26 protein-coding genes are annotated in these 19,856 nt (G+C 63.0%); 11 read left to right on the top strand and 15 right to left on the bottom strand.

Annotated features, from left to right (window positions below; all coding sequences use genetic code 11):
- Positions 1-792: 792 nt before the first annotated feature.
- Positions 793-1,032: a hypothetical protein gene (locus J8G26_RS11740; RefSeq protein ID WP_349238321.1), complete on the bottom strand. Its 240-nt coding sequence runs from the start codon at positions 1,030-1,032 to the stop codon at positions 793-795.
- A 2-nt stretch (positions 1,033-1,034) separates the two neighbouring features.
- The gene (locus J8G26_RS11745) at positions 1,035-1,448 is read right to left on the bottom strand and encodes a hypothetical protein (RefSeq protein ID WP_210569047.1); all 414 of its coding nucleotides are present in this window, start codon (positions 1,446-1,448) and stop codon (positions 1,035-1,037) included.
- A 388-nt stretch (positions 1,449-1,836) separates the two neighbouring features.
- Here J8G26_RS11745 and J8G26_RS11750 point away from each other — a divergent pair, with 388 nt between their 5' ends.
- Positions 1,837-2,418 (top strand): nucleotidyltransferase family protein, encoded by a 582-nt coding sequence (locus tag J8G26_RS11750; RefSeq protein ID WP_210569048.1) that lies wholly within the window; start codon positions 1,837-1,839, stop codon positions 2,416-2,418.
- A 44-nt stretch (positions 2,419-2,462) separates the two neighbouring features.
- Here J8G26_RS11750 and J8G26_RS11755 read toward each other — a convergent pair whose 3' ends face one another.
- Positions 2,463-2,993: a superoxide dismutase family protein gene (locus tag J8G26_RS11755; RefSeq protein WP_210569049.1), complete on the bottom strand. Its 531-nt coding sequence runs from the start codon at positions 2,991-2,993 to the stop codon at positions 2,463-2,465.
- Between the two features lie 104 nt (positions 2,994-3,097).
- The gene (locus J8G26_RS11760) at positions 3,098-3,691 is read right to left on the bottom strand and encodes a gamma-glutamylcyclotransferase (RefSeq protein ID WP_210569050.1); all 594 of its coding nucleotides are present in this window, start codon (positions 3,689-3,691) and stop codon (positions 3,098-3,100) included.
- Positions 3,692-3,750: 59 nt separating this feature from the next.
- On the opposite strand from J8G26_RS11760, the gene J8G26_RS11765 reads away from it, so the two are divergent.
- The gene (locus tag J8G26_RS11765; protein ID WP_210569051.1) at positions 3,751-4,287 is read left to right on the top strand and encodes an OmpA family protein; all 537 of its coding nucleotides are present in this window, start codon (positions 3,751-3,753) and stop codon (positions 4,285-4,287) included.
- 113 nt (positions 4,288-4,400) lie between these two features.
- Here J8G26_RS11765 and gloA read toward each other — a convergent pair whose 3' ends face one another.
- On the bottom strand, positions 4,401-4,814 hold the full coding sequence (gene gloA / locus J8G26_RS11770; RefSeq protein ID WP_210569052.1) for a lactoylglutathione lyase: 414 nt from the start codon (positions 4,812-4,814) through the stop codon (positions 4,401-4,403).
- Entirely contained in the window at positions 4,811-5,362 is a 552-nt protein-coding gene (locus tag J8G26_RS11775) for a PaaI family thioesterase (protein WP_210569053.1), read from the bottom strand. The genes gloA and J8G26_RS11775 overlap by 4 nt, the downstream gene beginning before the upstream one ends.
- A 73-nt stretch (positions 5,363-5,435) precedes the next feature.
- Here J8G26_RS11775 and J8G26_RS11780 point away from each other — a divergent pair, with 73 nt between their 5' ends.
- Genes J8G26_RS11780 through J8G26_RS11795 form a run of 4 tightly spaced genes read left to right on the top strand, consistent with a single transcriptional unit; the run spans position 5,436 to position 9,133 of the window.
- Positions 5,436-5,936 carry a MarR family winged helix-turn-helix transcriptional regulator gene (locus J8G26_RS11780; protein WP_210569054.1) on the top strand — a complete coding sequence of 167 codons (501 nt, stop codon included), beginning with the start codon at positions 5,436-5,438 and terminating at the stop codon, positions 5,934-5,936.
- Positions 5,926-7,185, top strand: a complete 1,260-nt coding sequence (locus J8G26_RS11785) for an MFS transporter (protein ID WP_210569055.1) — start codon at positions 5,926-5,928, stop codon at positions 7,183-7,185. Before J8G26_RS11780 ends, J8G26_RS11785 begins: the two co-directional genes overlap by 11 nt.
- Before the next feature lie 41 nt (positions 7,186-7,226).
- Positions 7,227-7,730, top strand: a complete 504-nt coding sequence (locus tag J8G26_RS11790) for a MaoC family dehydratase (protein ID WP_210569056.1) — start codon at positions 7,227-7,229, stop codon at positions 7,728-7,730.
- Positions 7,727-9,133 (top strand): MATE family efflux transporter, encoded by a 1,407-nt coding sequence (locus J8G26_RS11795; RefSeq protein ID WP_210569057.1) that lies wholly within the window; start codon positions 7,727-7,729, stop codon positions 9,131-9,133. Before J8G26_RS11790 ends, J8G26_RS11795 begins: the two co-directional genes overlap by 4 nt.
- Before the next feature lie 79 nt (positions 9,134-9,212).
- On the opposite strand, the gene J8G26_RS11800 is transcribed toward J8G26_RS11795, so the two are convergent.
- The 5 genes from J8G26_RS11800 to J8G26_RS11820 form a co-directional block, all read right to left on the bottom strand.
- Entirely contained in the window at positions 9,213-10,019 is an 807-nt protein-coding gene (locus tag J8G26_RS11800; protein WP_210569058.1) for an SDR family oxidoreductase, read from the bottom strand.
- 180 nt (positions 10,020-10,199) lie between these two features.
- Positions 10,200-11,909: a sulfate permease gene (gene sulP / locus J8G26_RS11805; protein ID WP_210569059.1), complete on the bottom strand. Its 1,710-nt coding sequence runs from the start codon at positions 11,907-11,909 to the stop codon at positions 10,200-10,202.
- 24 nt (positions 11,910-11,933) lie between these two features.
- Entirely contained in the window at positions 11,934-12,383 is a 450-nt protein-coding gene (locus tag J8G26_RS11810; protein ID WP_087745829.1) for a YeeE/YedE family protein, read from the bottom strand.
- Positions 12,384-12,416: 33 nt separating this feature from the next.
- On the bottom strand, positions 12,417-12,848 hold the full coding sequence (locus J8G26_RS11815; protein WP_210569060.1) for a YeeE/YedE family protein: 432 nt from the start codon (positions 12,846-12,848) through the stop codon (positions 12,417-12,419).
- Complete coding sequence (locus J8G26_RS11820; RefSeq protein WP_210569061.1) at positions 12,842-13,177, bottom strand: metalloregulator ArsR/SmtB family transcription factor; 336 nt, start codon at positions 13,175-13,177, stop codon at positions 12,842-12,844. Before J8G26_RS11820 ends, J8G26_RS11815 begins: the two co-directional genes overlap by 7 nt.
- Before the next feature lie 103 nt (positions 13,178-13,280).
- Here J8G26_RS11820 and J8G26_RS11825 point away from each other — a divergent pair, with 103 nt between their 5' ends.
- The 5 genes from J8G26_RS11825 to J8G26_RS11845 all read left to right on the top strand — a co-directional run bounded on the left by J8G26_RS11825 (position 13,281) and on the right by J8G26_RS11845 (position 15,802).
- A complete protein-coding gene (locus J8G26_RS11825; protein ID WP_210569062.1) occupies positions 13,281-14,141 on the top strand; it encodes an MBL fold metallo-hydrolase in 861 nt (286 codons plus the stop codon).
- 48 nt (positions 14,142-14,189) lie between these two features.
- On the top strand, positions 14,190-14,636 hold the full coding sequence (locus J8G26_RS11830; protein WP_210569063.1) for an OsmC family protein: 447 nt from the start codon (positions 14,190-14,192) through the stop codon (positions 14,634-14,636).
- Positions 14,637-14,679: 43 nt separating this feature from the next.
- A complete protein-coding gene (locus J8G26_RS11835; RefSeq protein WP_210569064.1) occupies positions 14,680-15,060 on the top strand; it encodes a rhodanese-like domain-containing protein in 381 nt (126 codons plus the stop codon).
- 86 nt (positions 15,061-15,146) lie between these two features.
- Entirely contained in the window at positions 15,147-15,338 is a 192-nt protein-coding gene (locus J8G26_RS11840) for a DUF2892 domain-containing protein (RefSeq protein WP_210569065.1), read from the top strand.
- Positions 15,339-15,445: 107 nt separating this feature from the next.
- The gene (locus J8G26_RS11845; protein WP_210569066.1) at positions 15,446-15,802 is read left to right on the top strand and encodes a carboxymuconolactone decarboxylase family protein; all 357 of its coding nucleotides are present in this window, start codon (positions 15,446-15,448) and stop codon (positions 15,800-15,802) included.
- A gap of 27 nt (positions 15,803-15,829) precedes the next feature.
- Here the strand turns inward: J8G26_RS11845 and bioB are convergent, their stop codons facing one another.
- The 4 genes from bioB to J8G26_RS11865 form a co-directional block, all read right to left on the bottom strand.
- Positions 15,830-16,897: a biotin synthase BioB gene (bioB, locus tag J8G26_RS11850; RefSeq protein ID WP_210569068.1), complete on the bottom strand. Its 1,068-nt coding sequence runs from the start codon at positions 16,895-16,897 to the stop codon at positions 15,830-15,832.
- 87 nt (positions 16,898-16,984) lie between these two features.
- Positions 16,985-17,176, bottom strand: coding sequence for a hypothetical protein (locus J8G26_RS11855; RefSeq protein WP_087745821.1), 192 nt, complete (start codon positions 17,174-17,176; stop codon positions 16,985-16,987).
- 97 nt (positions 17,177-17,273) lie between these two features.
- Entirely contained in the window at positions 17,274-17,735 is a 462-nt protein-coding gene (locus tag J8G26_RS11860; RefSeq protein ID WP_087745819.1) for a VOC family protein, read from the bottom strand.
- 61 nt (positions 17,736-17,796) lie between these two features.
- On the bottom strand, positions 17,797-19,851 hold the full coding sequence (locus J8G26_RS11865; RefSeq protein WP_210569070.1) for an acetyl/propionyl/methylcrotonyl-CoA carboxylase subunit alpha: 2,055 nt from the start codon (positions 19,849-19,851) through the stop codon (positions 17,797-17,799).
- Positions 19,852-19,856: the final 5 nt, after the last annotated feature.

Here is a 19,856-nt window from a genome sequence, read left to right on the forward strand (position 1 = left end):
AACCGTGGGTTAAGAGCTACACGAAACAGGGGCAAGGTCAGCGGGGAGTTGGAGTTTTTGCATGAGCTCTTACAAGGGTTTGTGAAGAGCTCATCGTGTCTTTGGTTCTATTACCAGGCACTTACTGGGGAGGATGTAGCTTACTGCCCTGAACGGGGCCCCGGGCAAATCAGCGATCCATTTGCATTTGCAGCAGGTACTCTCGGGGCCAATGCGGTTGGCCTATCGGTGGATGCACCGTGGGCGCGGGGCTGCTGTCGGCCGTGCAGGGGTTCCTGGGCTGGCGCAGGCAGCGGAGCTTGGCCAGCGGCTGAGGTGAGCCAAGGGGTAAGTGCTTCTAGGATTTACGACTGCTTCGCGTCGCACGGAGATGATTGGGTATCGCCCCTGGACGAAACTAAGCTGCCTATTCCCGTCCTCATACTTGAGCAGGAAGCGTGCATGCCACCAAAGAATTTGATCGTCGCGTACGCTAGAGTCCCGCTGGATTGCAGGTTTTAGCGGTGCAACGGTCGGCTAGCCTAAGCAAAGTCCGATGACCGGTAATGGCGTTAGCGGTCGTTGGTTCGAAAAAACTAGATGTCAGGCAACCAGCCTGAGGCGAATATTCATCTTTCTCCACACCTTCACGACCCGAAAATTAATATTCTTTAACTGCTGTGCTTGGAAATAATGCAAATCGGTGTAAGCCCATACCGATTATTTTTTGAGATTACAGAGATTATTTTGACAATCAGTTCCCGTTGTGCACAGCCGCCAATGGTGGGTGTCACGCCGTAGGCGTGGCAGCGCTCAATCCTTAAGGTTCACCCCCAGAATTTCCAGCTTTTTCGCAAACGAGTCCCTGCGTTTTGCTGCCTTTGCCGCTGTTTCGGTGGCGGCTTGGATGGCCTTGGGGCCTTTATTGGCAGCCGCTTTGATCAGCCCGAACTTGTGGGCGGCATCTGCCTCGGCCCGCTTGAATGTGGCAATCAGTTCAGCATGCGCAATGGTTGGATTCACATCGGCTCCCTTATCGATCAGCGCCGTCACGCTTAAATTTGGACGTTGGTGCGAAGCAAGGCTGTTCTCAATTCGCGAGTGGCAGGTTTGGCAATATCCACTTTTTGAACCGCCAGGTCGAACGAAGAGCCTGGCTTGATGCTGGTGGGCAGTATCTTTTTGGCTGGCAGCTTGGCAGGGTAGGTGCCTTTACCCGGACACATGCGAACGGAAAACCCGAATTCTTCGAGCAGGCCTTTTGCATACAGCTCCGCCAATTGGTGAAACGATACGAAGGTGGAGCGTTTTGCGTCTTTGAGTCCGGGTTGGCTGACGTCGCGAACGAGCTCGAATTTGCCCAGTGAATCGCGCTGTGTATCGGTAAAAGGATGCAGCAAGAAAGTCTGGCGAACGCCATCCTTTTTGGACACCAATGTGTGCTCGACGGCTATATCGGTTAACAGCATATTGTTCTTCTCGCTTTGCGAGCTGCAGTTTGCACGGCCACATCAGCCAGCGTGCCACCCAAAGTCGCAGATTTTGTTTTCAAACCCCGTCATCGGGGAGTCAATGCCCCTTGGGATGTGAGGTGCGCGATGCGGGAAAAAATCACCCGGAGGGCGAGGACTTTAACTGAAGGGCAGCCAATGGCAGTTCCATATTGCACGGCAAACAGACCGTTTCGGGCCGAAAACTGCCCGCCAATGGTGGTTGAGCACAGGTCCGAATTCAGGCGCAAAGATGTCGGGCTGGTCGCGGCGCAGCTTGCCGGTCACGGTCCAGCCGTTGCTGCGTAGGGATGCCATGATGCGGCTGGCTTCAGCACCAAGCCTTTCGATTTACCCATCCACACCCATGCCACTGACATCACCCACCGTCCTCATCCTCGCCTCTGGCCGGGGCGAACGCTTTAAAGCATCCGGCGGTACGGTGCACAAGCTGCAAGCCTTGCTGGCGGACAAACCTGTGCTGCAGCACACGCTGGATGCCGTGCGCGCCAGTGGCTTGCCGTGGCATGTGGAGGATGTGGGGCACCCGGGCATGGGCGATTCGATTGCCGCCGCTGTGCGCCACACGGCCCGATCAGCGGATGCGGCGGGTTGGCTGGTGTTGCCGGGCGATTTGCCGCTGGTGCAACCCGCCACGCTGCAGGCCATGGCGCAGGTGCTGCAGGATCAGCGGGCCGTGGTGGCGTGGCCGGAGTTTGCGGGCGAGCGTGGGCACCCGGTGGCGTTTGCGCGGGATTGCCTGGACGACCTGCTGGCCCTGCAGGGCGAAAAAGGCGCTGCGCCTGTGGTGCGCAAGTGGGCGGGGCAGGGGCGGGGGCTGGCTGTGCCGGTGCAGGACGAGGGTGCGGTGACCGACATTGACACCGTACAGGCGTTGGAGCGGGCTGAGGCGTTGTTGGCTGCACGCCTTCTTTCATCCTGCCCATGAAAAAAGCCGCCGCACGGTGCAGCGGCTTGGTAGGGGCGTTTGGCTTACTGGGCCGCAATCACCGCGCAGGCCAGGCGTGGGCCTGCATTGCCGGTGGGCTGGGTTTTGTAGTCGTCGGGGTCGCGGTGCACGATGAGGCCACGGCCAACGATGTTGTTGTCGGTGCCGCCCACGCGGATGGTGCTGGATTCAAAGTGGAACGTGGCCACGCCGTTGGCGTCGGCCTTGAGGCTGGGCAGGTCGCCGGTGTGGTGGTCGCCCATGCCGTGGTGGCCGTGGGCTTTGCCGCCGGGGTTGAAGTGGCCGCCCGTGCTCATGCCGTCGCCGCTGGAGCAATCGCCTTTTTCGTGGATATGAAAGCCATGCTCGGCACCGGGCTTGAGGCCGCGGATTTCCCCGGACACTTGCACGCCACCGCCGGTCTGGACAAAGGTCACGGTACCGGTGGTCGTGCTGCCGCGGGTGGGCTCCAGTTTGGCTGCGGCGCGGTTGCCCGCGGGGTACGATGCGCAGCCTGCCAGGGCGACAGCAGCCACCAGCGACGACAGAATCGACAGGGTGAAACGAGGATTCATGACCCACACTCCTTTGAACAGATGCCGAAGAACACCGCGCGGCGTGGGCATCGTTGACGGCGCCTGCCAGCGGTGACCGCCATCGTATCGGGGGCGGGCGCGAATTACGCGTCTTTTTTTGCCAATGCGATCAACCGGGCCAGAGCCCGGTCGTGAATGCCGTGCTTGCGCAACTCGTCGTACGTGGCCTGGGCGTAGTCCCGCGTCGTGCCATACCGCCCGCTGGCCTGCTCAAAAATGCGGCAGACCTCGTGGTCGGGCAGCTCGCCCGTGTGGTTGGGGCTTTTGCGCGACAGGGTGAAGGCCAGCGCCTGCACCGGGCCATGGGGCGTGTGGCACACCAGCCAGCGCGGGTCGTACACGGCGGTGACCATCTCGCGCTGCCACAGGTTGATCATCACCTGTCGGGCATGTGCCTTGTCCACGCGGAACACCATGCCACGGCAGCTGCCGCCCGACAGCATGCCAAACACCAGGCCAGGGCACTCGGGCGTGCCGCGGTTAATGCGGCTCCACATTTTCAGCGCCCGGTGCCAGCCGTGGACCGTGGCGGGGCGGCGCTCGGCGTAGTCAAAATCGGGCCGCCAGATCAGCGAGGCATAGCCGAACACCCACAGATCGCTGCGGTCGCCCCATTCCTGCAGGGCGCGCTCAAGCATGGGTGCCGGGTCACGGTGGGGTGCGGGGTGCATCGTCATGGCAACACTTTAGAATCGCGGTCTTATCCAGCAAACCATTATTTACGGAGTTCTGCACCATGTCTTTCAAGAGCTCGGACAACGACAGCCAGCAACGTTTTGCCCTCGGTTTTCTGTTTGCACTGATTGCGTTGGTGATCTCTGTGGTGGTGGGCACCGCGGTGGTCAAGCAGGTGCGCGGCCCCGCAGCGCCCAAGCTGGCCGCAACCGCTGAAGCAAGCAACGCGCCAGCAGCACCCGTCGCTGACGCAGTGGTCACCGACGGCGCCAGCGTGCGCGTGGAAAACGGCGTGGTGAAGTTCTACTTTGCCAGCGCCAAGGCCGACCTGGCTGCAGGCGCCAACGAAGCCCTGGCCGACGTTGTCAAGGGTGTGGCCGAAGGCAAAAAGGCAGTCGTCTCAGGCTTTCATGACGCCACCGGTGATGCGGCCCTGAACGCCGAACTGGCCAAGCAGCGCGCCTTTGCCGTGCGCGATGCCCTGACAGCGCTGGGCGTGGCCGAAGACAAGATCGAACTCAAGAAGCCCGAAGAAACCACGGCCAGCGGCAGCAACGCCGAAGCCCGCCGCGTGGAAGTGGCCTTGAGCGCCCAGTGATCGCGAACCTGCCTTTACCAAAAAACCCGGCATTGCCGGGTTTTTTATTGGTCAAATACGCTGTTAGCGCTTATCCATAAAGCGCGAGCAGCTATCTAATTAATAGTAACCAGTTACCGCAGCCCCGCACTGGCAGCGCCCTCGGCGCGCTGGATCAGCTCGATCTTGTAGCCATCCGGGTCGGTCACGAACGCGATCACCGTGGTGCCGCCCTTGACCGGGCCTGCTTCGCGCGTCACGTTACCGCCGGCGGCCCGGATCTTTTCACACGCGGCGTAGGCATCAGGCACGCCCAGCGCAATATGGCCATAGGCATTGCCGTGGTCGTAGCTCTCGGTGCCCCAGTTGTAGGTCAGCTCGATCTCGGCCTGGCCGGGGTTGCCGCCCTCGAATCCCAGAAACGCCAACGAGTATTTGTACTCGGGGTTCTCGGACTGGCGCAGCAGTTGCATGCCCAGCACCTGGGTGTAGAAATCAATCGAGCGTTGAAGGTTGCCAACGCGCAGCATCGTGTGGAGGAATTTCATCCCTTCGATTGTGCCGGCAAGTCGAAAACCAGGCAGGTGGTGGTGGCGTGGGCATACAGCGTGCCGTCCGGCCCCACCAGGCGCGCCTCGGCCGTGGCCAGTTGGCGCCCGCTGTGGATCACGCGGCCTTCGGCGCGCACGCGCTGCACCTTGGGCGTAATGGCCTTGACCAGGTTGATGCCCAGCTCGGCCGTGGTGTAGCCACGCCCCGGCTCCATGCGCGTGTGCACGGCGCAGCCCAGGGCCGAGTCGAGCAGGGTGGCAAACCAGCCGCCGTGCACGGTGCCCATGGGGTTGAGGTGCTCGGCGCGGGGCGTGCCCTGGAAGATGGCGGTGCCTTCGCCCACTTCGACGATCAAAAAATCCAGCGTCTTGGCAATAGCGGCATAGGGCAGCTCGCCACGCAGCATGGCCTGCATTTGCTGCAGGCCGCTCAGATGCGCAATCTGCTCGCGGCTGGCCACGCCCGGGCCGGGGCCTGCGTCCAGGGTGGCGAGGATGTCGCGCTCCTGCGCCAGCCAGTGTTCGAGGTGGTTGTGTTGGGTCATGGGGTGTCCTGGTCACAGTTGTGGTTGAAATGGATATGTTGCACATGCAATTGTTGCAGATACAATCAAATCCATGCAAGCCAACATCTCCACCATGGACTCTGGCGTACCGACCGCCACCCAGGCGCTGCCGCAGGGCTGCACCAACTTCAAGCTGCGCCAGCTGATGCGCCGTGTGGCGACCCACTACGACGCCGAAATGGTGCAGTGCGGGCTCAAGACCACGCAGTATTCGCTGCTGTCGCATGTGCTCAAGCTAGGGCCGATCCGCCCCGGCGACTTGGCGGTGGCCATGAAAATGGATGCCTCCACGCTGACCCGCAACCTGCGCCCCTTGGTCGATGCGGGCTGGGTGACGCTGGATGCGGGCGCTGATGCCCGCAGCCGCCTGGTGCACATCACCGACGCGGGTCGCGACAAGCGTGCCGAGGCGCAGCGCCACTGGAAGGCGGCCCAGCTGGCGCTGAACGAAACGCTGGGCGTGGGGCGCGTGATGGCCTTGCACGCCTTGGTGGATGATTCGCTCGCCTTGCTGGCGGCATTGCCCGCGCAGGACGCTGGCCATGACGACTGACAACACCCCTCAAGCGGCAGCCAAATCCAGCGCACCGTGGACCTTGTGGCTCGTGCTGTTGGCCGCCGCAGGCGCGTTTGCACTGACGATGGGCACGCGCCAGACGATGGGTCTGTTCCTGTCGTCGCTCAACACCTCCACCGGGCTGGGCATTGGCAGCATCAGCCTGGCCTTTGCGTTTGGTCAGCTTTGGTGGGGCCTGACGCAGCCCTTTGCGGGCGCCGTGGCCGACCGCATTGGCACGGGGCGTGTAATCCTGCTGGGCGTTGCGCTGGTGGCTTTGGGCACGTTCATAACGCCTTACATGACCACAACGGCGGGCCTGATTTTTGCCATCGGTGTGCTGGCTGCTGGCGGTGCGGGCATGGCCGGACCGTCGGTGTTGATGGCGGCCACGGCGCGGCTGGTGCCTGCGAGCAAGCGCGGTTTGGCCAGCGGCATCGTCAACGCAGGCGGGTCGTTCGGGCAGTTTGCGATGGCGCCCATCGCCATTGGCCTGACAGCCGCAGTGGGCTGGGCCAGTGCGATGCAGTGGCTGGGGGTGCTGGTGCTGCTGGCGCTGCCTTCGGTGTGGGTGCTCAAGGGCAACTCCAATGCCATGGCCGCGCAGGCTGCCGCCGCATCGGGCCAGAAGGCGCTGACGGCGCGCGAAGCCATTGCCCAGGCGCTGGCCATGCCCAGCTACCGTTATCTGGCAGCGGGTTTTTTGGTGTGCGGCTTTCACGTGGCGTTTTTGGCCACGCACCTTCCGGGTGTCATCGCCGCGTGTGGTCTGCCGCCCGAGATTGGTGGGTGGTCACTGGCCATGATCGGTTTGTTCAACATCGTCGGTAGCCTGGCCATGGGCTGGGCTGTGGGCCGCTGGCGCATGAAGTCGCTGTTGTCGCTGCTGTACGCCACGCGCGGCCTGGCGGTGCTCGTTTTCTTGTTTGCGCCCAAGACACCCGCCGTGGTGCTGGTCTTTGCGGCGGTCATGGGCGTGACGTTCCTGTCTACCGTGCCGCCCACGGTCGGCCTGGTTGCCAAAATGTTTGGCACGGCCAACATGGCCATGTTGTTCGGCATCGTGATGCTGGCGCACCAGATTGGCGGCTTTTTTGGTGCCTATCTGGGCGGAACCGTGTTCCAGGCCACGGGCAGCTATGACTGGGTCTGGTACATCGACATCGTGCTGGCCGTTGGCGCAGCGCTGGTCCACCTGCCCATCCGCGAGGCGCGGTTGGTGCGACCCGCAGCCTCTGCCGCCTGAGCTCGCAACGCCATCCATCCCATTGAATGAAAGCCGATGACATGACGGATACCCACGCCAGCTGCACCTCAACGACAGGCAACCCGCTGATTTATCTGGACGACCTGACGGTGGGCGACCGATTCAAAAGTGGCGAGTACGCCATGGACGAGGCGCAGATCATCTCCTTTGCTGCACAGTTCGACCCACAGCCGTTCCATCTGGACGACGGCGCAGCCCGCGCCACCCTGTTTGGAGGCCTGGCCGCCAGCGGCTGGCACACGGCGGCCGTGACCATGCGCCTGCAGGTGACCAGCGGTCTGCCGATTGCGGGCGGCATCATCGGAGCCGGGGGCGAGCTGAGCTGGCCCCGGCCCACGCGCGCCACCGACGTGCTGCATGTGGTGAGCGAGGTGGTGCAGATCCAGCCCTCCAAATCCAAGCCCGACCGTGGCATGGTCACCGTGCGCAGCGAAACCCGCAACCAGCACGGTGATGTACTGCAAATATCCACCGTGCGCATCGTGGTGCCGCGCAGGCCTGGGGCAGCGGCGGTGACTGCATGACCGATGCACTGAACCCACGCACCCGCATGCTGCTGGAGGCGCCCATCGCGCCCACGCTGGTGCGGCTGGCCGCGCCCAATGTGCTGGTGATGCTGGCGCAAGCAGGCGTCGGGCTGATCGAGACCTACTTTGTCGGCCAGCTGGGCACCGATGCGCTGGCGGGCATGGCACTTGTCTTCCCGGTGGTCATGCTGATGCAGATGACCTCTGCGGGCGCCATGGGCGGCGGCATCGCATCGGCCATCGCCCGTGCTTTGGGGGCCCGACGGCGGGACGATGCCGATGCGCTGGTGCTACACGCGTTGGTGATTGCGGCGGTGTTTTCGCTGGTCTTTACCGTGGGCGTGGTGGGAGGAGGGCGCTGGCTTTACACCCGCATGGGCGGCACTGGCGGCGCGCTGGACGCGGCGCTGGTCTATTCCAACTGGGTGTTTGCGAGCGCGTTTTTGGTGTGGCTGTTCAACACGCTGTCGGCCGTGATCCGGGGCACGGGCAACATGGCGGTGCCGGCGTATGTGACGGTGCTGGGCGCCTTCGTGCTGGTACCGTTGTCGCCACTGCTCATCTTTGGCTGGGGCCCCATGCCCGGCCTGGGCATTGCCGGCGGGGCCATTGCGTTGATGGCGTATTACCTGGTCGGCAGCGCGGTGCTGGCGGCGTATTTGTGGTCGCCGCGCAGCCTGCTGCGGCCGTCGTTGACGCACATCCGTTTTCGGTGGGTGTTGTTCAAGGACATTTTGCGGGTGGGGCTGGTGGGCACCGTCTCTACCGTGGCCACCAACCTGGCGATTGGCGTCACCACCGCGCTGGTGGGCGGCTTTGGCACGGCAGCCATCGCGGGCTATGGCACGGCGTCGCGGCTCGAATATCTGCTGGTGCCGCTGGTCTTTGGCCTGGGCGCGCCGCTGGTGGCCATGGTGGGCACCTGCATCGGCGCGGGCCAGCGCGAACGCGCCTTGCGCGCCACCTGGATCGGCGCGGCCATGGCGTTTGTGATGGCCGAGGCGATTGGCTTGTGGGCGGCGGCCTTTCCCAACGCGTGGCTGTCGCTGTTCAACAGCGACCCCGCCATGCTGGAGGCGGGCGCGCTGTATCTGCGCACCGTCGGCCCCGTGTACGGCTTTTTCGGCCTGGGCCTGGTGCTGTACTTTGCCTCGCAAGGGGCAGGGCGCCTGCTCTGGCCGGTGATCGGCAACATCGTGCGGCTTGCCATTGCGGTGACCGGTGGTTGGCTGGCGCTGCGCTGGGGCGGTGGTTTGGCAGCGGTGTTTGCCGCACAGGGCGTGGCCCTGGTGCTCTACGGCGCTGTCAACGCCTGGGCGATTGCAGGCGGTGCCTGGTTTGGCCCGGTCGGCTGGCCGCGCAGCATGGCGGGTTTGCTGCGGCGCATGCCGCAGGCATAAAAATTTGGCAAAAATGGCCGCTAGCGCTTATGCAGCAAGCGCTAGCAGCTATCAATTCAGTAGTATTCTGCAGACTGAATCAGACGGGGACCGTGTAGTTCAACGTCATGCGCCCGCCATCCACGGTCACGATTTCGCCGGTCACATAGCTGGCAGCATCGCTGGCCAGCCAGGCCACCACATCGGCAATCTCCGACGGCTCGCCCAGCCGCTTCATGGGGGTGCGGCTCATGATCTTGTGCTTGGCCTCGTCGCTGGTCAGCACGGCCTTGGCGGCCAGCTCGGTGGCGATGGTGCCGGGGGCCACAGCGTTGACACGGATGTTCTTGTCGGCCAGCGCCAGCGCCATCACCCGCGTGAGCTGGTTCACGCCGCCTTTGCTCACGTTGTAGCTCGCGATGTTGGGAATGGTCAGCACGCCGTTAACCGAACTCATGTTGACGATGGCGCCGCCACCACGACCGCCATGGTGCGCCGCCATGGCCCGCGCCACCGCCTGGCCGACCAGGAACGAGCCTTTGAGGTTGACCCGCAGTACGGCGTCAAAGTCTGCCTCGGTCACGTCCAGAAAGTCTGCAGCGCGGAAGATGCCCGCGTTGTTCACCAGCACATCGATGCGCCCGTAGGCCGCCAGGGTCTGGGCCACCAGTGCATCCACCTGCGATTTATCGCCCACATCGCAGCGCACATACAGCGCGCCCAGTTCCTGCGCCAGGGCCTGGCCGCGTACATCGTCCACATCGACGATCACCAGTTTGGCACCTTCAGCCGCAAAGCGGCGGACACAGGCCTCGCCAATGCCTTGGGCACCTCCGGTGATGATGCAAACCTTGTCTTTGTGCCCGAAGTGGATCGAAGATGAGGTCGTCGGTTTAAGGAGTTTCATACGGATCGGTGGTGCGGGCGCAGGCGGTTGCGCTACCGTGGTTGGCAAATTCAGCGGGATTGGATGACCAGATGCCAGAATTTTATTGTCCCGAAACGGGTCGTGGCGGGCCAGGTTTAGCCCTCGTGTGACTAGATACGATGTATATTATGTAAAATTACAAACCTGCATCCAAAGCCTCTAAACGGTGCTGGCAGCCTGTCGAGCATGTTCAAAGGCAGCATGGGTGCTCAAGAAGATTCGCCCCTCCAGCCGCTGGCCCAATGCCGTGCCCTGCAACCGGTCCAGTACAGGACCCTTGACTTCAGCGAGAAGCAACGCAGTCCCTCGCTGAGCCAGACTGCGCTCCAGATCGGTCAATACGCCCAATGCGGTCGTGTCGATCTGGTTGATGGCTGAGCACACAAGAAGCACATGGCGCGTATCCGGTTGGGCCGCCACCAATTGCTCCACACGGTCCAGCAAAGCATCCGAGTTGGCGAAATACAGGCTTTCATCCACCCGAACGGCGATCAGGCCGGGCTCGGTGGTGACTGCATGGCGGGCCACGTTGCGAAAGTGTTCGGTGCCCGGCACGCGCCCGACCACCGCAATGTGCGGATGGCTGCTGCGCCAGACCAAAGTGCCCAGCGACAACGCTACCCCCATCAAGATGCCGACTTCCACCCCCAACGCGATCACGCCCCCTGCGGTGGCCAGCAGCGACATGGCGTCGGCCTTGTCGTAGCGCCAGGCCTCACGCAGGGTCTGTATGTCAATCAGCGATACCACCGCCACGATGATGGTGGCCGCGAGCACGACTTGGGGCAAATAGTGAAACAGGCCGGTCAACGAGGCAATCACCACGCCCATCAGCACAGCAGAAATCACGCCAGCCAGGGGAGTATTGGCACCCGCCGCAAAGTTGACCACCGACCGCGCAAACCCCCCGGTGACAGGAAACCCACCAGACAACGCGCTGGCGACATTGGCCGCGCCCAAGCCCAGAAGCTCGCGGTTGGGGTTGATGCGCTGCTGGCGTTGAAGGGCCAGAGACTGCGCCACCGAAACACTCTCGACAAAGCCCACCAGAGAGATGAGCAACGCCGGCAGCCACAGTTGCTCGATGGCAGGCAACGACAACTTGGGCAGCGCCAGCGTGGGAAGGCCTTGCGGCACGGCGCCAACAATGCTGACACCAGCGGTTTGATCCCAGCGCAATGCCGCCACCAGCGCCGTGGACACCACCACCGCCAGCATGGGGGCAAGCCTGGAGGCGATATCTGCCAGCTTGGGACTGACACCTGCGCGGACCAGCCATGGCGCAAGGTATTTGCGCGCCAACCACAGAAAAAGCACACTCCCTGCCCCGATGCCCAGGGTCACGCCGTGGGTGTGCGGCACGGCCTGTGCCAGCTGGATCAGGGTGTCCAGCACATTGGTGCCGCCTGCTTTCACGCCCAGCAGGTGTTTGACCTGCCCCACCGCAATCAGGATGGCCGAGCCCGAGATAAAGCCGCTGATGACCGGATGGCTCAGAAAGTGGGCCATAAAACCCAGCCTCAGTGCGCCAAACAGCAGCAACATGCCACCCGATAGCAGCGACAACAGCATGGCCAGCGCCACGTAGTCTGCAGAGCCCGCCACCGCCAGCGGTTGCAATGCGCTGGCCGTCATGAGCGACGCCACCGCCACCGGGCCCACCGCCAGCGTCATGCTGGAACCCAGCAATGCATAAGCAAGGATGGGAAGAATGCTGGCGTACAACCCCACCTGCGGCGGCAGCCCCGCAAGCAATGCATACGCCAGGCTCTGCGGAATGAGCATGACCGTGACGATCACCCCAGCGATCGCATCGCCCGATAGCCAGGGTTTCTGGTAGCTGCGTATCCAGCCGGGCACGATGTTCATGGCGGGTTCTTTTTTGCGATCATGTCAATGCGCTCCAGCCTTGGTGCGCGGGGCACGGCGTGTGCGACCCTCGGCCAGCTCGAACAGCCACATGCCCACCAGCATGGCCAACACAAACACGATGGCCTTGGGCTGGCCAGCACCGGCAGAGACGATGGCCGGCCCCGGGCAAAAGCCCGCAATGCCCCAACCGGCGCCAAAGATCAGGCTCCCGACCACCAGTCGGCGATCAATGTCGCGCGAGGTGGGCAAGTGCATGGCGCCGCCCAAAAAGCTGGTCGCTCGCTTCTTGGCCAAGGCAAACGCAAAAACGCCCACCGCAATGGCGCCACCCATCACAAACGCCAGCGATGGGTCCCACAGGCCGGCCAGATCCAGAAAACCCAGCACCTTGCCGGGGTCGGTCATACCCGAAACGATGAGGCCCAGCCCGAAGATCAGGCCCACCACAAACTCCGAAATACGATTTTTCATAGCAATCAATGCTCCGATGCGTTGGGTGTGCGATCAGGCCAGCGCATGCCGGATGAGAAAGACGGTGACAAATCCGGCGCCCATGAAGGCCAGGGTGGCGACCAGGGACCGGGGTGACATGCGCGACAGCCCGCACACCCCATGGCCACTGGTGCAGCCAGATCCATAGCGCGTACCCACGCCAACCAGCAGGCCTGCCAGGACCACCATGCCCCAGCCCGCATCAATGCGCGGCTGTGCGGGGCCGGTCAGCAACCCATACAGCCACGGGGCCACCAACATGCCCAGCAAAAAAGTCACGCGCCAGGCGATGTCGCCCCTGCGCGGGCGCAGCAAACCGCCCACGATGCCGCTGATGCCCAGAACGCGGCCGTTGAGCAGAACAAAAAGCGCTGCTGCCAAGCCCAGCAGAATGCCGCCTGCAAGTGCAATCCAGGGGGTGAAATGGGTCCAGTCGATCAGCATGGAATGTTCTCCTTGGCGGGGTCACAAAATTGTTCAAACAAAACGTTCATCACCGCCAGAGCCTGGGCGCTGGCGATCTCGTAATAGATGTTCTTGCCTTCGCGGCGGGTGTTGACAAGGCCCTCCTCGCGCAACACCCCCAGTTGCTGTGACAACGTGGGCTGGGAGATGCCCACCAGCTCCTCCAGCTCCCCCACCCTCTTCTCGCCCTGGCTGAGCTGGCACAGCAGCAACAGGCGGTCGGGGTTGGACAGCACTTTCATGAGGCGGCAGGCGCTGTCTGCCGAACGGCGCAGGGTATCAAGGTCTATCGGTGTCTCTGTGAGCATGGTGGCGCGCTCCATTTCAAATTCAATGTTGATATTATATTGACCAACAATCTATAAATCAATAGACTGTTGTCATTCAACGTGAAATCCCAGGAGTTCTCCCATGAAGCCCCAGATCCAAGCCTTCTTTGACGACGCCACCTGGACCGTGAGTTATGTGGTCTTTGACAAGACCGGAGGCCACTGCGCTTTGGTGGATTCGGTGCTCGACTACGACCCCAAGTCAGGACGCACCCGAACGCACTCTGCCGACCGGCTGGTGGAGTTTGTGCAAAACCAGGGTTTGACCGTGCAGTGGATTCTGGAAACCCATGCCCATGCCGACCACCTGTCAGCCGCGCACTACCTGCGCAAGAAACTGGGGGGCAAGATTGCCATCGGCGCCGCCATCACCCGGGTGCAGGATGTGTTCAAGGCGATCTTCCATCTGGAGCCCGAGTTCCATCCGGACGGCAGCCAGTTCAACCATCTGTTGCACGACGAAGAGGTGTTCCACATTGGCCAGCTTGAAGCCAGGGCGTTGGCGGTGCCAGGCCACACCCCGGCGTGCATGGCTTACCAGGTAGCCGATGCCGTGTTTGTGGGCGACACCCTGTTCATGCCCGATGTGGGCACCGCGCGCTGCGACTTCCCGGGTGGTAATGCGCATACGCTTTACCAGTCAGTGCGAAAGCTGCTGAGCCTGCCCGATGAAACCCGCCTCTTCATGTGCCACGACTACCCGCCCGCAGGGCGCGCCGCCGCATGGCAGACCACCGTGGCCGACCAGCGCGCCCACAACATTCATGTGCATGATGGCGTGACCGAAGAGGCCTTTGTGGAGTTGCGTACCCGGCGCGACGCGACGCTGGAGATGCCTGTGCTGATCCTGCCCTCGGTGCAAGTCAACATCAGAGCAGGAGCCATGCCACCGCCTGAGGATAACGGTGTGACCTATCTCAAGATTCCGGTCAACGCACTGTGACACCCTCATTCATCCACCCGACCCATCTGTGCAATCCCGGAGATTTTCATGAGCAATGAACAGGTCACCGTTGAACTCGTCCAGCAAGAGGACTACCGCTTTGACATCCAGTTCGGTGGCGCCATTCCCCACCTGATCGCCGACGAACCAGCCCCTTTGGGTACGGGCGTGGGGCCATCACCCGTGCAGTTGCTGTGTGCGGCGGTGGGCAATTGCCTGAGCGATTCGCTGCTGTTTGCACTGCGCAAATTCAAGCAGACACCCGAACCCTTGCGCACCACAATACAGGCTGAAGTGGGGCGCAACCCCGAGGGCCGCCTGCGCGTGTTGCGCATTGAAGCCACCTTGCGCCTGGGTGTGCCCGCAGCGCGGCTGGAGCACCTGGACCGAGTGCTCAGCCAGTTCGAGAGCTATTGCACCGTGACCCAGAGCGTGGGCCAGGGCATCCCCGTCGACCTGAAAGTGCTGGACTCAGACAACGTGGTCCTGAAATGACGATACCGAGCGCCTACCTTCCCTCCCCTTCTGGAAAATGCCCATGAAAACCGCCCACGACCTCGTTACCACCGCCAAAGCCCGGGTCCAGGAAATCCCCGTGGAACAGGCCGAGCAGGCCATCCGCGAAGCCGATGTGCTGATCGATGTGCGCGAGGCCGATGAATACCAGGCTGGGCACCTGCCCGGCGCCATCCATGCCTCGCGCGGTCTGCTGGAGTTCAAGCTCAGCAGCACGCCGGCGCTCACGTCGCGCGACCTCAAGGTCGTCGTCTATTGCAAGACCAGTGGCCGCGCTGCGCTGGCCGCGTGCGCCATGCAGGACATGGGATATCTGCAGGTGCAGTCGATTGCCGGTGGCTTCGACGCCTGGCTGGCCGCTGGCAAGCCCGTGGTCAAGCCCGTGACGCCCTCGTTCGAGTAACCGGGTGAAGCGGCTCCAGGGCCGCTCTGCCTTTTCGCAAAGTGGCCCGCACAAGGGCTGCAAGCACCCAAAGCAAAGGAGAAATCATGAAAGTCAACGTTGGAACCATTGACCGTGTCTTGCGCATCGTGGCCGGTCTGGTGCTGATTGCCCTGGCAGCCACTGGCACCGTGGGCTGGTGGGGCTGGCTGGGCGTGGTGCCTCTGGCCACTGGCCTGTTTCGTTTCTGCCCGGCCTACACCCTGCTGGGCATCAACACCTGCTCCCTGAGCAAATAACAAGCAACCGGCGCAGACGCCATGGATCGGGCCGCGCCAGCCAGCGGCCCCGGCCGCGCTTTTTCCGACCCGTCTGTATTGAATCCTTTTTTGATGGACATCCAGTCATGAGCACCTTTGACCACGCAGGCCTGATACACAACATCAATGAGAGCCTGGCCACTTTTCGCAAAGCCCAGCCCGAAGCCATGCGGGGGTTTGGCCAGCTCGCCCAGGCGTCCATGGCCGAGGGCGCGATCAGCGCCAAGCACAAGGAACTGATTGCCCTGGCCATTGGCGTGAGCCAGCACTGCTCGGGGTGCATCGGCTTTCACGTCAAGGCGCTGCTGAAACTGGGCGCCACACGCGCCGAACTCGAAGAGATGCTGGCCGTGTGCGTTTACATGGGCGGCGGACCCTCGTTGATGTACGCCGCCGAAGCCCTCAAGGCCTGGGACACCATGGCAGAAGGCCACGCCGCCTGACAACGCAACACCGCAGGTGTGCAGGGATCAGGCGCACACCTCTTGCGGTTGCGCATGCGCATGCAGGTCGTCCGATTCGGTCGTGGTGGTGCGGTGGCCGTTCAAGCCCAGTTTGGCCAGCAGCTGCACATCGGCTTGCACGTCGGGGTTGCCAGTCACCAGCAGCTTGTCGCCATAAAAAATCGAGTTGGCCCCGGCCATGAAGCACAGTGCCTGCACCGCTTCGCCCATCTGCTGGCGCCCGGCTGACAGGCGCACGCGGGCCTTGGGCATGGTGATGCGGGCCACCGCAATCACGCGCACAAAGTCAAACGGGTCCACCGGCTCGCTGTCGGCCAGCGGGGTGCCGGGCACGCGCACCAGACTGTTGATGGGCACCGATTCCGGGTAGGGCTGCAGGTTGGCCAACTGGGCAATCAGGCCCGCGCGGTGCACGGGCGCCTCGCCCATGCCCACAATGCCGCCGCAGCACACGCTGATGCCCGCGCTGCGCACATGCTGCAGGGTGTCCAGCCGGTCCTGGTAGGCGCGGGTGCTGACCACGTCGGTGTAGTACTCGGGGGCGGTGTCCAGGTTGTGGTTGTAGTAATCGAGCCCTGCATCCTTGAGCGCCTGCGCCTGGTGCGATTCGAGCATGCCCAGCGTGGCGCAGGTTTGCAGGCCCAGGCCTTTCACGGCGCCGATCAGGGCGCTGACCTTTTCGATGTCGCGGTCCTTGGGCGCGCGCCAGGCGGCGCCCATGCAAAAGCGGGTGGCTCCGGCGTCCTTGGCGGCCTGGGCGGCGCGCACCACCTCATCCACTTCCATGAGCTTCTCGGCCTTCACGCCGGTGTCGAACTCGGCGGCCTGCGGGCAATAACCGCAGTTTTCGGGGCAGCCACCGGTTTTGACCGACAGCAGCGTGGCCAGCTCGATGTCGCCGGCGGGCCAGTGCTGGCGGTGCACGGTCTGCGCCTCAAACAGCAGGTCCATCAATGGCTTGTCGAGCAGGGCCTGGATGGCATCAACCGTCCACGGGCCTTGCACTGCAGCAGGTGCAACGCGGCGGTGCAACTGCAGGGGTTGGCTGGCGGACGGGGTGGCGGTAAGGGACATGGGGGGCTTTCAGGGTGTTGGGCAGCGAATGCGCGAGAAGACAAAAAGGCAATAAGGCAATAAGGCAAAAGCCGGTGCGGCCAGGCACTACTTGGGCGGGTCGGGCTGATCGGGGAAAAAGCCCAGGTCTTTGAGCTCTTCCTCGCTCAGCTCCAGCTCGGTCAATTCGGGCTGGCGTGGCTCGACGCTGCGGCGCCGCTCATAGCTGGTGGGCGGGCCTTGCTCTTCTTGCCGCCGGTCTTGTCCGCTGCGGCGCTCATCTTTCTGTCGTCGATTCATATTTCCAATTCATCCCAAAGTGCTTCTCCAGCCTGGCCCCCCGCTTGCGGCAGCGCAACCGGGCCATGCCAAAGAGGCTGAGATTGTGAACACTTTCTTAGCCGAGCGCGGCAATCACCTCGGGCGGGGCCTGCACCAGTTCGATCAGCACGCCCTCGCCCGCGATGGGAAACTCATCATTGCTCTTGGGGTGCAGAAAGCAGATATCGTAGCCCGCCGCGCCCTTGCGGATACCGCCCGGCGCAAAGCGCACGCCCTTGGCGGTGAGCCACTCGACGGCGGCGGCCAGGTCGTCGATCCACAGGCCGATGTGGTTGAGCGGCGTGGTGTGCACGGCGGGTTTTTTGTCGATATCGAGCGGCTGCATGATGTCCACCTCGACCTTGAACGCGCCCTGCCCCATGGCCAGGATGTCTTCGTCCACGTTTTCGCGCTCGCTCTGGAAGGTGCCCGTCTGCGTGAGGCCCAGCATGTCCACCCACAGGGTTTTCATGCGCTGTTTGTCAGTGCCGCCAATGGCGACCTGCTGGATGCCCAGCACTTTGAAGGGGCGGGTCATGCGAGTTACTCCTTTATTGATAGCTATCAGCGCTTGCCAGACAAGCGCTGAAGGCACTTTTTTATTGAAACTCCAGAATCACCTGGTCCACCGCCAGCGACTCGCCCTTGCCCGCCGTGATCTTGCCCACCACGCCGTCCTGCGCGGCGAAAAGGATGTTTTCCATCTTCATGGCTTCGATCACTGCCAGCTTTTCGCCGGCCTGCACCTTCTGGCCGGACTGCACCGCCACATCGACCAACAGGCCGGGCATGGGCGAGAGCAGGAACCTGGACAGATCCGGCGGCGCCTTGAAGGGCATCAGTTGGTGCAGGCGCGCGCCCAGCGGCGACAGCACCAGCGCGTCAATCTGCGTGCCGTTGTGGCTGATGCGCAGCGCCAGCGGGTTCTTGGCCGTGCCGCGCTCTACCTGGGCCGTGAAGCCCATGCCATTGCACTGGCCCTGCACGCGAATCTGCCCCAGCGTGGCTGTGCTACTGATCTGATAGCTATTGCCGCCCACGGATACTGCGCTGGAGCGCAGTTTTCCTTTGATTTCGAAATCGGTCACCGCAACGTCGTGGTGCTGGTTCTGGCCCTCGGCGCCCAGCGTGACCACCACGAACGCTTCGCCCACCTTCACCTCGTGCCCGGCCAGCTGGCCGCTGATGCCCGAGGCGCGGGCGCGGTAGCGGCGGTTCATGTAGGCGGCCAGCGCCACCAGGAACAGCGGGTCGCTGTGCGGCACGTCTTCGGCGTGAAAGCCCTTGGCGTAGTTTTCGGCAATGAAACCGGTGTTGAAGTCGCCGGTCACAAACTTCGGATGCGCCAGCAGCGCCGCCTGGAACGGGATGTTGCTGCTGATGCCACGAATCACAAAGCCGTTGAGCGCCGCGCGCATCTTGGCAATTGCGTCGTTGCGGTCCGTGCCGTGCACGATGAGCTTGGCGATCATCGAGTCGTAATACATGGGGATCTCGCCGCCCTCGTACACGCCCGTGTCCACCCGCACGCCCAATTTTTTGGTCGTATCGGACTGGAACATGGATTCCTCCGGCGGCTGAAAGCGCACCAGACGGCCGGTGGACGGCAAAAAGTTGCGGAACGGGTCTTCGGCGTTGATGCGGCACTCGATGGCCCAGCCGTCGCGCTTCACGTCGGCTTGCGTCAAAGGCAGCTTTTCGCCCGCCGCCACGCGGATCATCAGTTCCACCAGGTCCAGGCCGGTGATGCATTCCGTCACCGGGTGCTCCACCTGCAGGCGGGTGTTCATCTCCAGGAAGTAGAAGTCCTGGTCCTTGCCGACCACAAACTCCACCGTGCCCGCACTCTGATACTTCACGGCCTTGGCCAGCTGCACGGCCTGCTCGCCCATGGCCTTGCGCGTGGCGTCAGAGATGAAGGGCGACGGCGCCTCTTCGATCACCTTCTGGTGGCGGCGCTGGATGGAGCATTCGCGCTCGTTCAGGTAGATCACGTTGCCGTGGCTGTCGCCCAGTACCTGGATCTCGATATGGCGCGGCTCCTGCACGAACTTCTCGATGAAGATGCGGTCGTCGCCAAAGCTGTTGCGGGCCTCGTTCTGGCAGCTGGCAAAGCCTTCAAACGCTTCCTTGTCGTTGAAGGCCACGCGCAAGCCCTTGCCACCGCCGCCGGCGCTGGCCTTGATCATCACGGGGTAGCCGATGCCCTTGGCGATCTCTACCGCCTGCTCGGGGCCGCTGATCGCGTCGTTGTAGCCGGGGATGGTGTTGACCTTCGCCTCATTGGCCAGCTTCTTGGAGGCAATTTTGTCGCCCATGGCCGCAATCGAATGCGCCTTGGGGCCGATGAAGGCAATGCCCTCGTCTTCGCAGCGCTTGGCGAAGGCTTCGTTTTCAGAGAGGAAGCCGTAGCCGGGGTGCACGGCCTGCGCGCCGGTCTGCTTGCAGGCGGCAATGATCTTGTCGGCCAGCAGGTACGACTCGCGGCTGGGCGCGGCGCCAATGTGCACGGCCTCGTCGGCCAGCTTGACGTGGCGGGCTTCCTTGTCGGCATCGGAGTACACCGCCACGGTTTGGATGCCCATCTTGCGGGCAGTGGCGATGACGCGGCAGGCGATTTCGCCACGGTTGGCGATCAGGATTTTCGTAAACATGTTTT

The organism is Acidovorax sp. JG5, assembly GCF_017939685.1.
Taxonomy (GTDB): Bacteria; Pseudomonadota; Gammaproteobacteria; order Burkholderiales; family Burkholderiaceae_C; genus Acidovorax.

Excerpts from the sequence above, each read along its gene's own strand:
- J8G26_RS11855 (WP_087745821.1), bottom strand. The coding sequence starts at position 17,176 with ATGAATCGACGACAGAAAGATGAGCGCCGCAGCGGACAAGACCGGCGG.
- J8G26_RS11785 (WP_210569055.1), top strand. The coding sequence starts at position 5,926 with ATGACGACTGACAACACCCCTCAAGCGGCAGCCAAATCCAGCGCACCG.
- sulP (WP_210569059.1), bottom strand. The coding sequence starts at position 11,909 with ATGAACATCGTGCCCGGCTGGATACGCAGCTACCAGAAACCCTGGCTA.
- J8G26_RS11790 (WP_210569056.1), top strand. The coding sequence starts at position 7,227 with ATGACGGATACCCACGCCAGCTGCACCTCAACGACAGGCAACCCGCTG.
- J8G26_RS11840 (WP_210569065.1), top strand. The coding sequence starts at position 15,147 with ATGAAAGTCAACGTTGGAACCATTGACCGTGTCTTGCGCATCGTGGCC.
- J8G26_RS11760 (WP_210569050.1), bottom strand. The coding sequence starts at position 3,691 with ATGACGATGCACCCCGCACCCCACCGTGACCCGGCACCCATGCTTGAG.
- J8G26_RS11750 (WP_210569048.1), top strand. The coding sequence starts at position 1,837 with ATGCCACTGACATCACCCACCGTCCTCATCCTCGCCTCTGGCCGGGGC.
- J8G26_RS11845 (WP_210569066.1), top strand. The coding sequence starts at position 15,446 with ATGAGCACCTTTGACCACGCAGGCCTGATACACAACATCAATGAGAGC.
- J8G26_RS11810 (WP_087745829.1), bottom strand. The coding sequence starts at position 12,383 with ATGAAAAATCGTATTTCGGAGTTTGTGGTGGGCCTGATCTTCGGGCTG.
- gloA (WP_210569052.1), bottom strand. The coding sequence starts at position 4,814 with ATGAAATTCCTCCACACGATGCTGCGCGTTGGCAACCTTCAACGCTCG.
- J8G26_RS11765 (WP_210569051.1), top strand. The coding sequence starts at position 3,751 with ATGTCTTTCAAGAGCTCGGACAACGACAGCCAGCAACGTTTTGCCCTC.
- J8G26_RS11780 (WP_210569054.1), top strand. The coding sequence starts at position 5,436 with ATGCAAGCCAACATCTCCACCATGGACTCTGGCGTACCGACCGCCACC.
- J8G26_RS11835 (WP_210569064.1), top strand. The coding sequence starts at position 14,680 with ATGAAAACCGCCCACGACCTCGTTACCACCGCCAAAGCCCGGGTCCAG.
- J8G26_RS11815 (WP_210569060.1), bottom strand. The coding sequence starts at position 12,848 with ATGCTGATCGACTGGACCCATTTCACCCCCTGGATTGCACTTGCAGGC.
- J8G26_RS11800 (WP_210569058.1), bottom strand. The coding sequence starts at position 10,019 with ATGAAACTCCTTAAACCGACGACCTCATCTTCGATCCACTTCGGGCAC.
- J8G26_RS11825 (WP_210569062.1), top strand. The coding sequence starts at position 13,281 with ATGAAGCCCCAGATCCAAGCCTTCTTTGACGACGCCACCTGGACCGTG.
- J8G26_RS11755 (WP_210569049.1), bottom strand. The coding sequence starts at position 2,993 with ATGAATCCTCGTTTCACCCTGTCGATTCTGTCGTCGCTGGTGGCTGCT.
- J8G26_RS11775 (WP_210569053.1), bottom strand. The coding sequence starts at position 5,362 with ATGACCCAACACAACCACCTCGAACACTGGCTGGCGCAGGAGCGCGAC.
- J8G26_RS11745 (WP_210569047.1), bottom strand. The coding sequence starts at position 1,448 with ATGCTGTTAACCGATATAGCCGTCGAGCACACATTGGTGTCCAAAAAG.
- J8G26_RS11860 (WP_087745819.1), bottom strand. The coding sequence starts at position 17,735 with ATGACCCGCCCCTTCAAAGTGCTGGGCATCCAGCAGGTCGCCATTGGC.
- bioB (WP_210569068.1), bottom strand. The coding sequence starts at position 16,897 with ATGTCCCTTACCGCCACCCCGTCCGCCAGCCAACCCCTGCAGTTGCAC.
- J8G26_RS11865 (WP_210569070.1), bottom strand. The coding sequence starts at position 19,851 with ATGTTTACGAAAATCCTGATCGCCAACCGTGGCGAAATCGCCTGCCGC.
- J8G26_RS11820 (WP_210569061.1), bottom strand. The coding sequence starts at position 13,177 with ATGCTCACAGAGACACCGATAGACCTTGATACCCTGCGCCGTTCGGCA.
- J8G26_RS11795 (WP_210569057.1), top strand. The coding sequence starts at position 7,727 with ATGACCGATGCACTGAACCCACGCACCCGCATGCTGCTGGAGGCGCCC.
- J8G26_RS11830 (WP_210569063.1), top strand. The coding sequence starts at position 14,190 with ATGAGCAATGAACAGGTCACCGTTGAACTCGTCCAGCAAGAGGACTAC.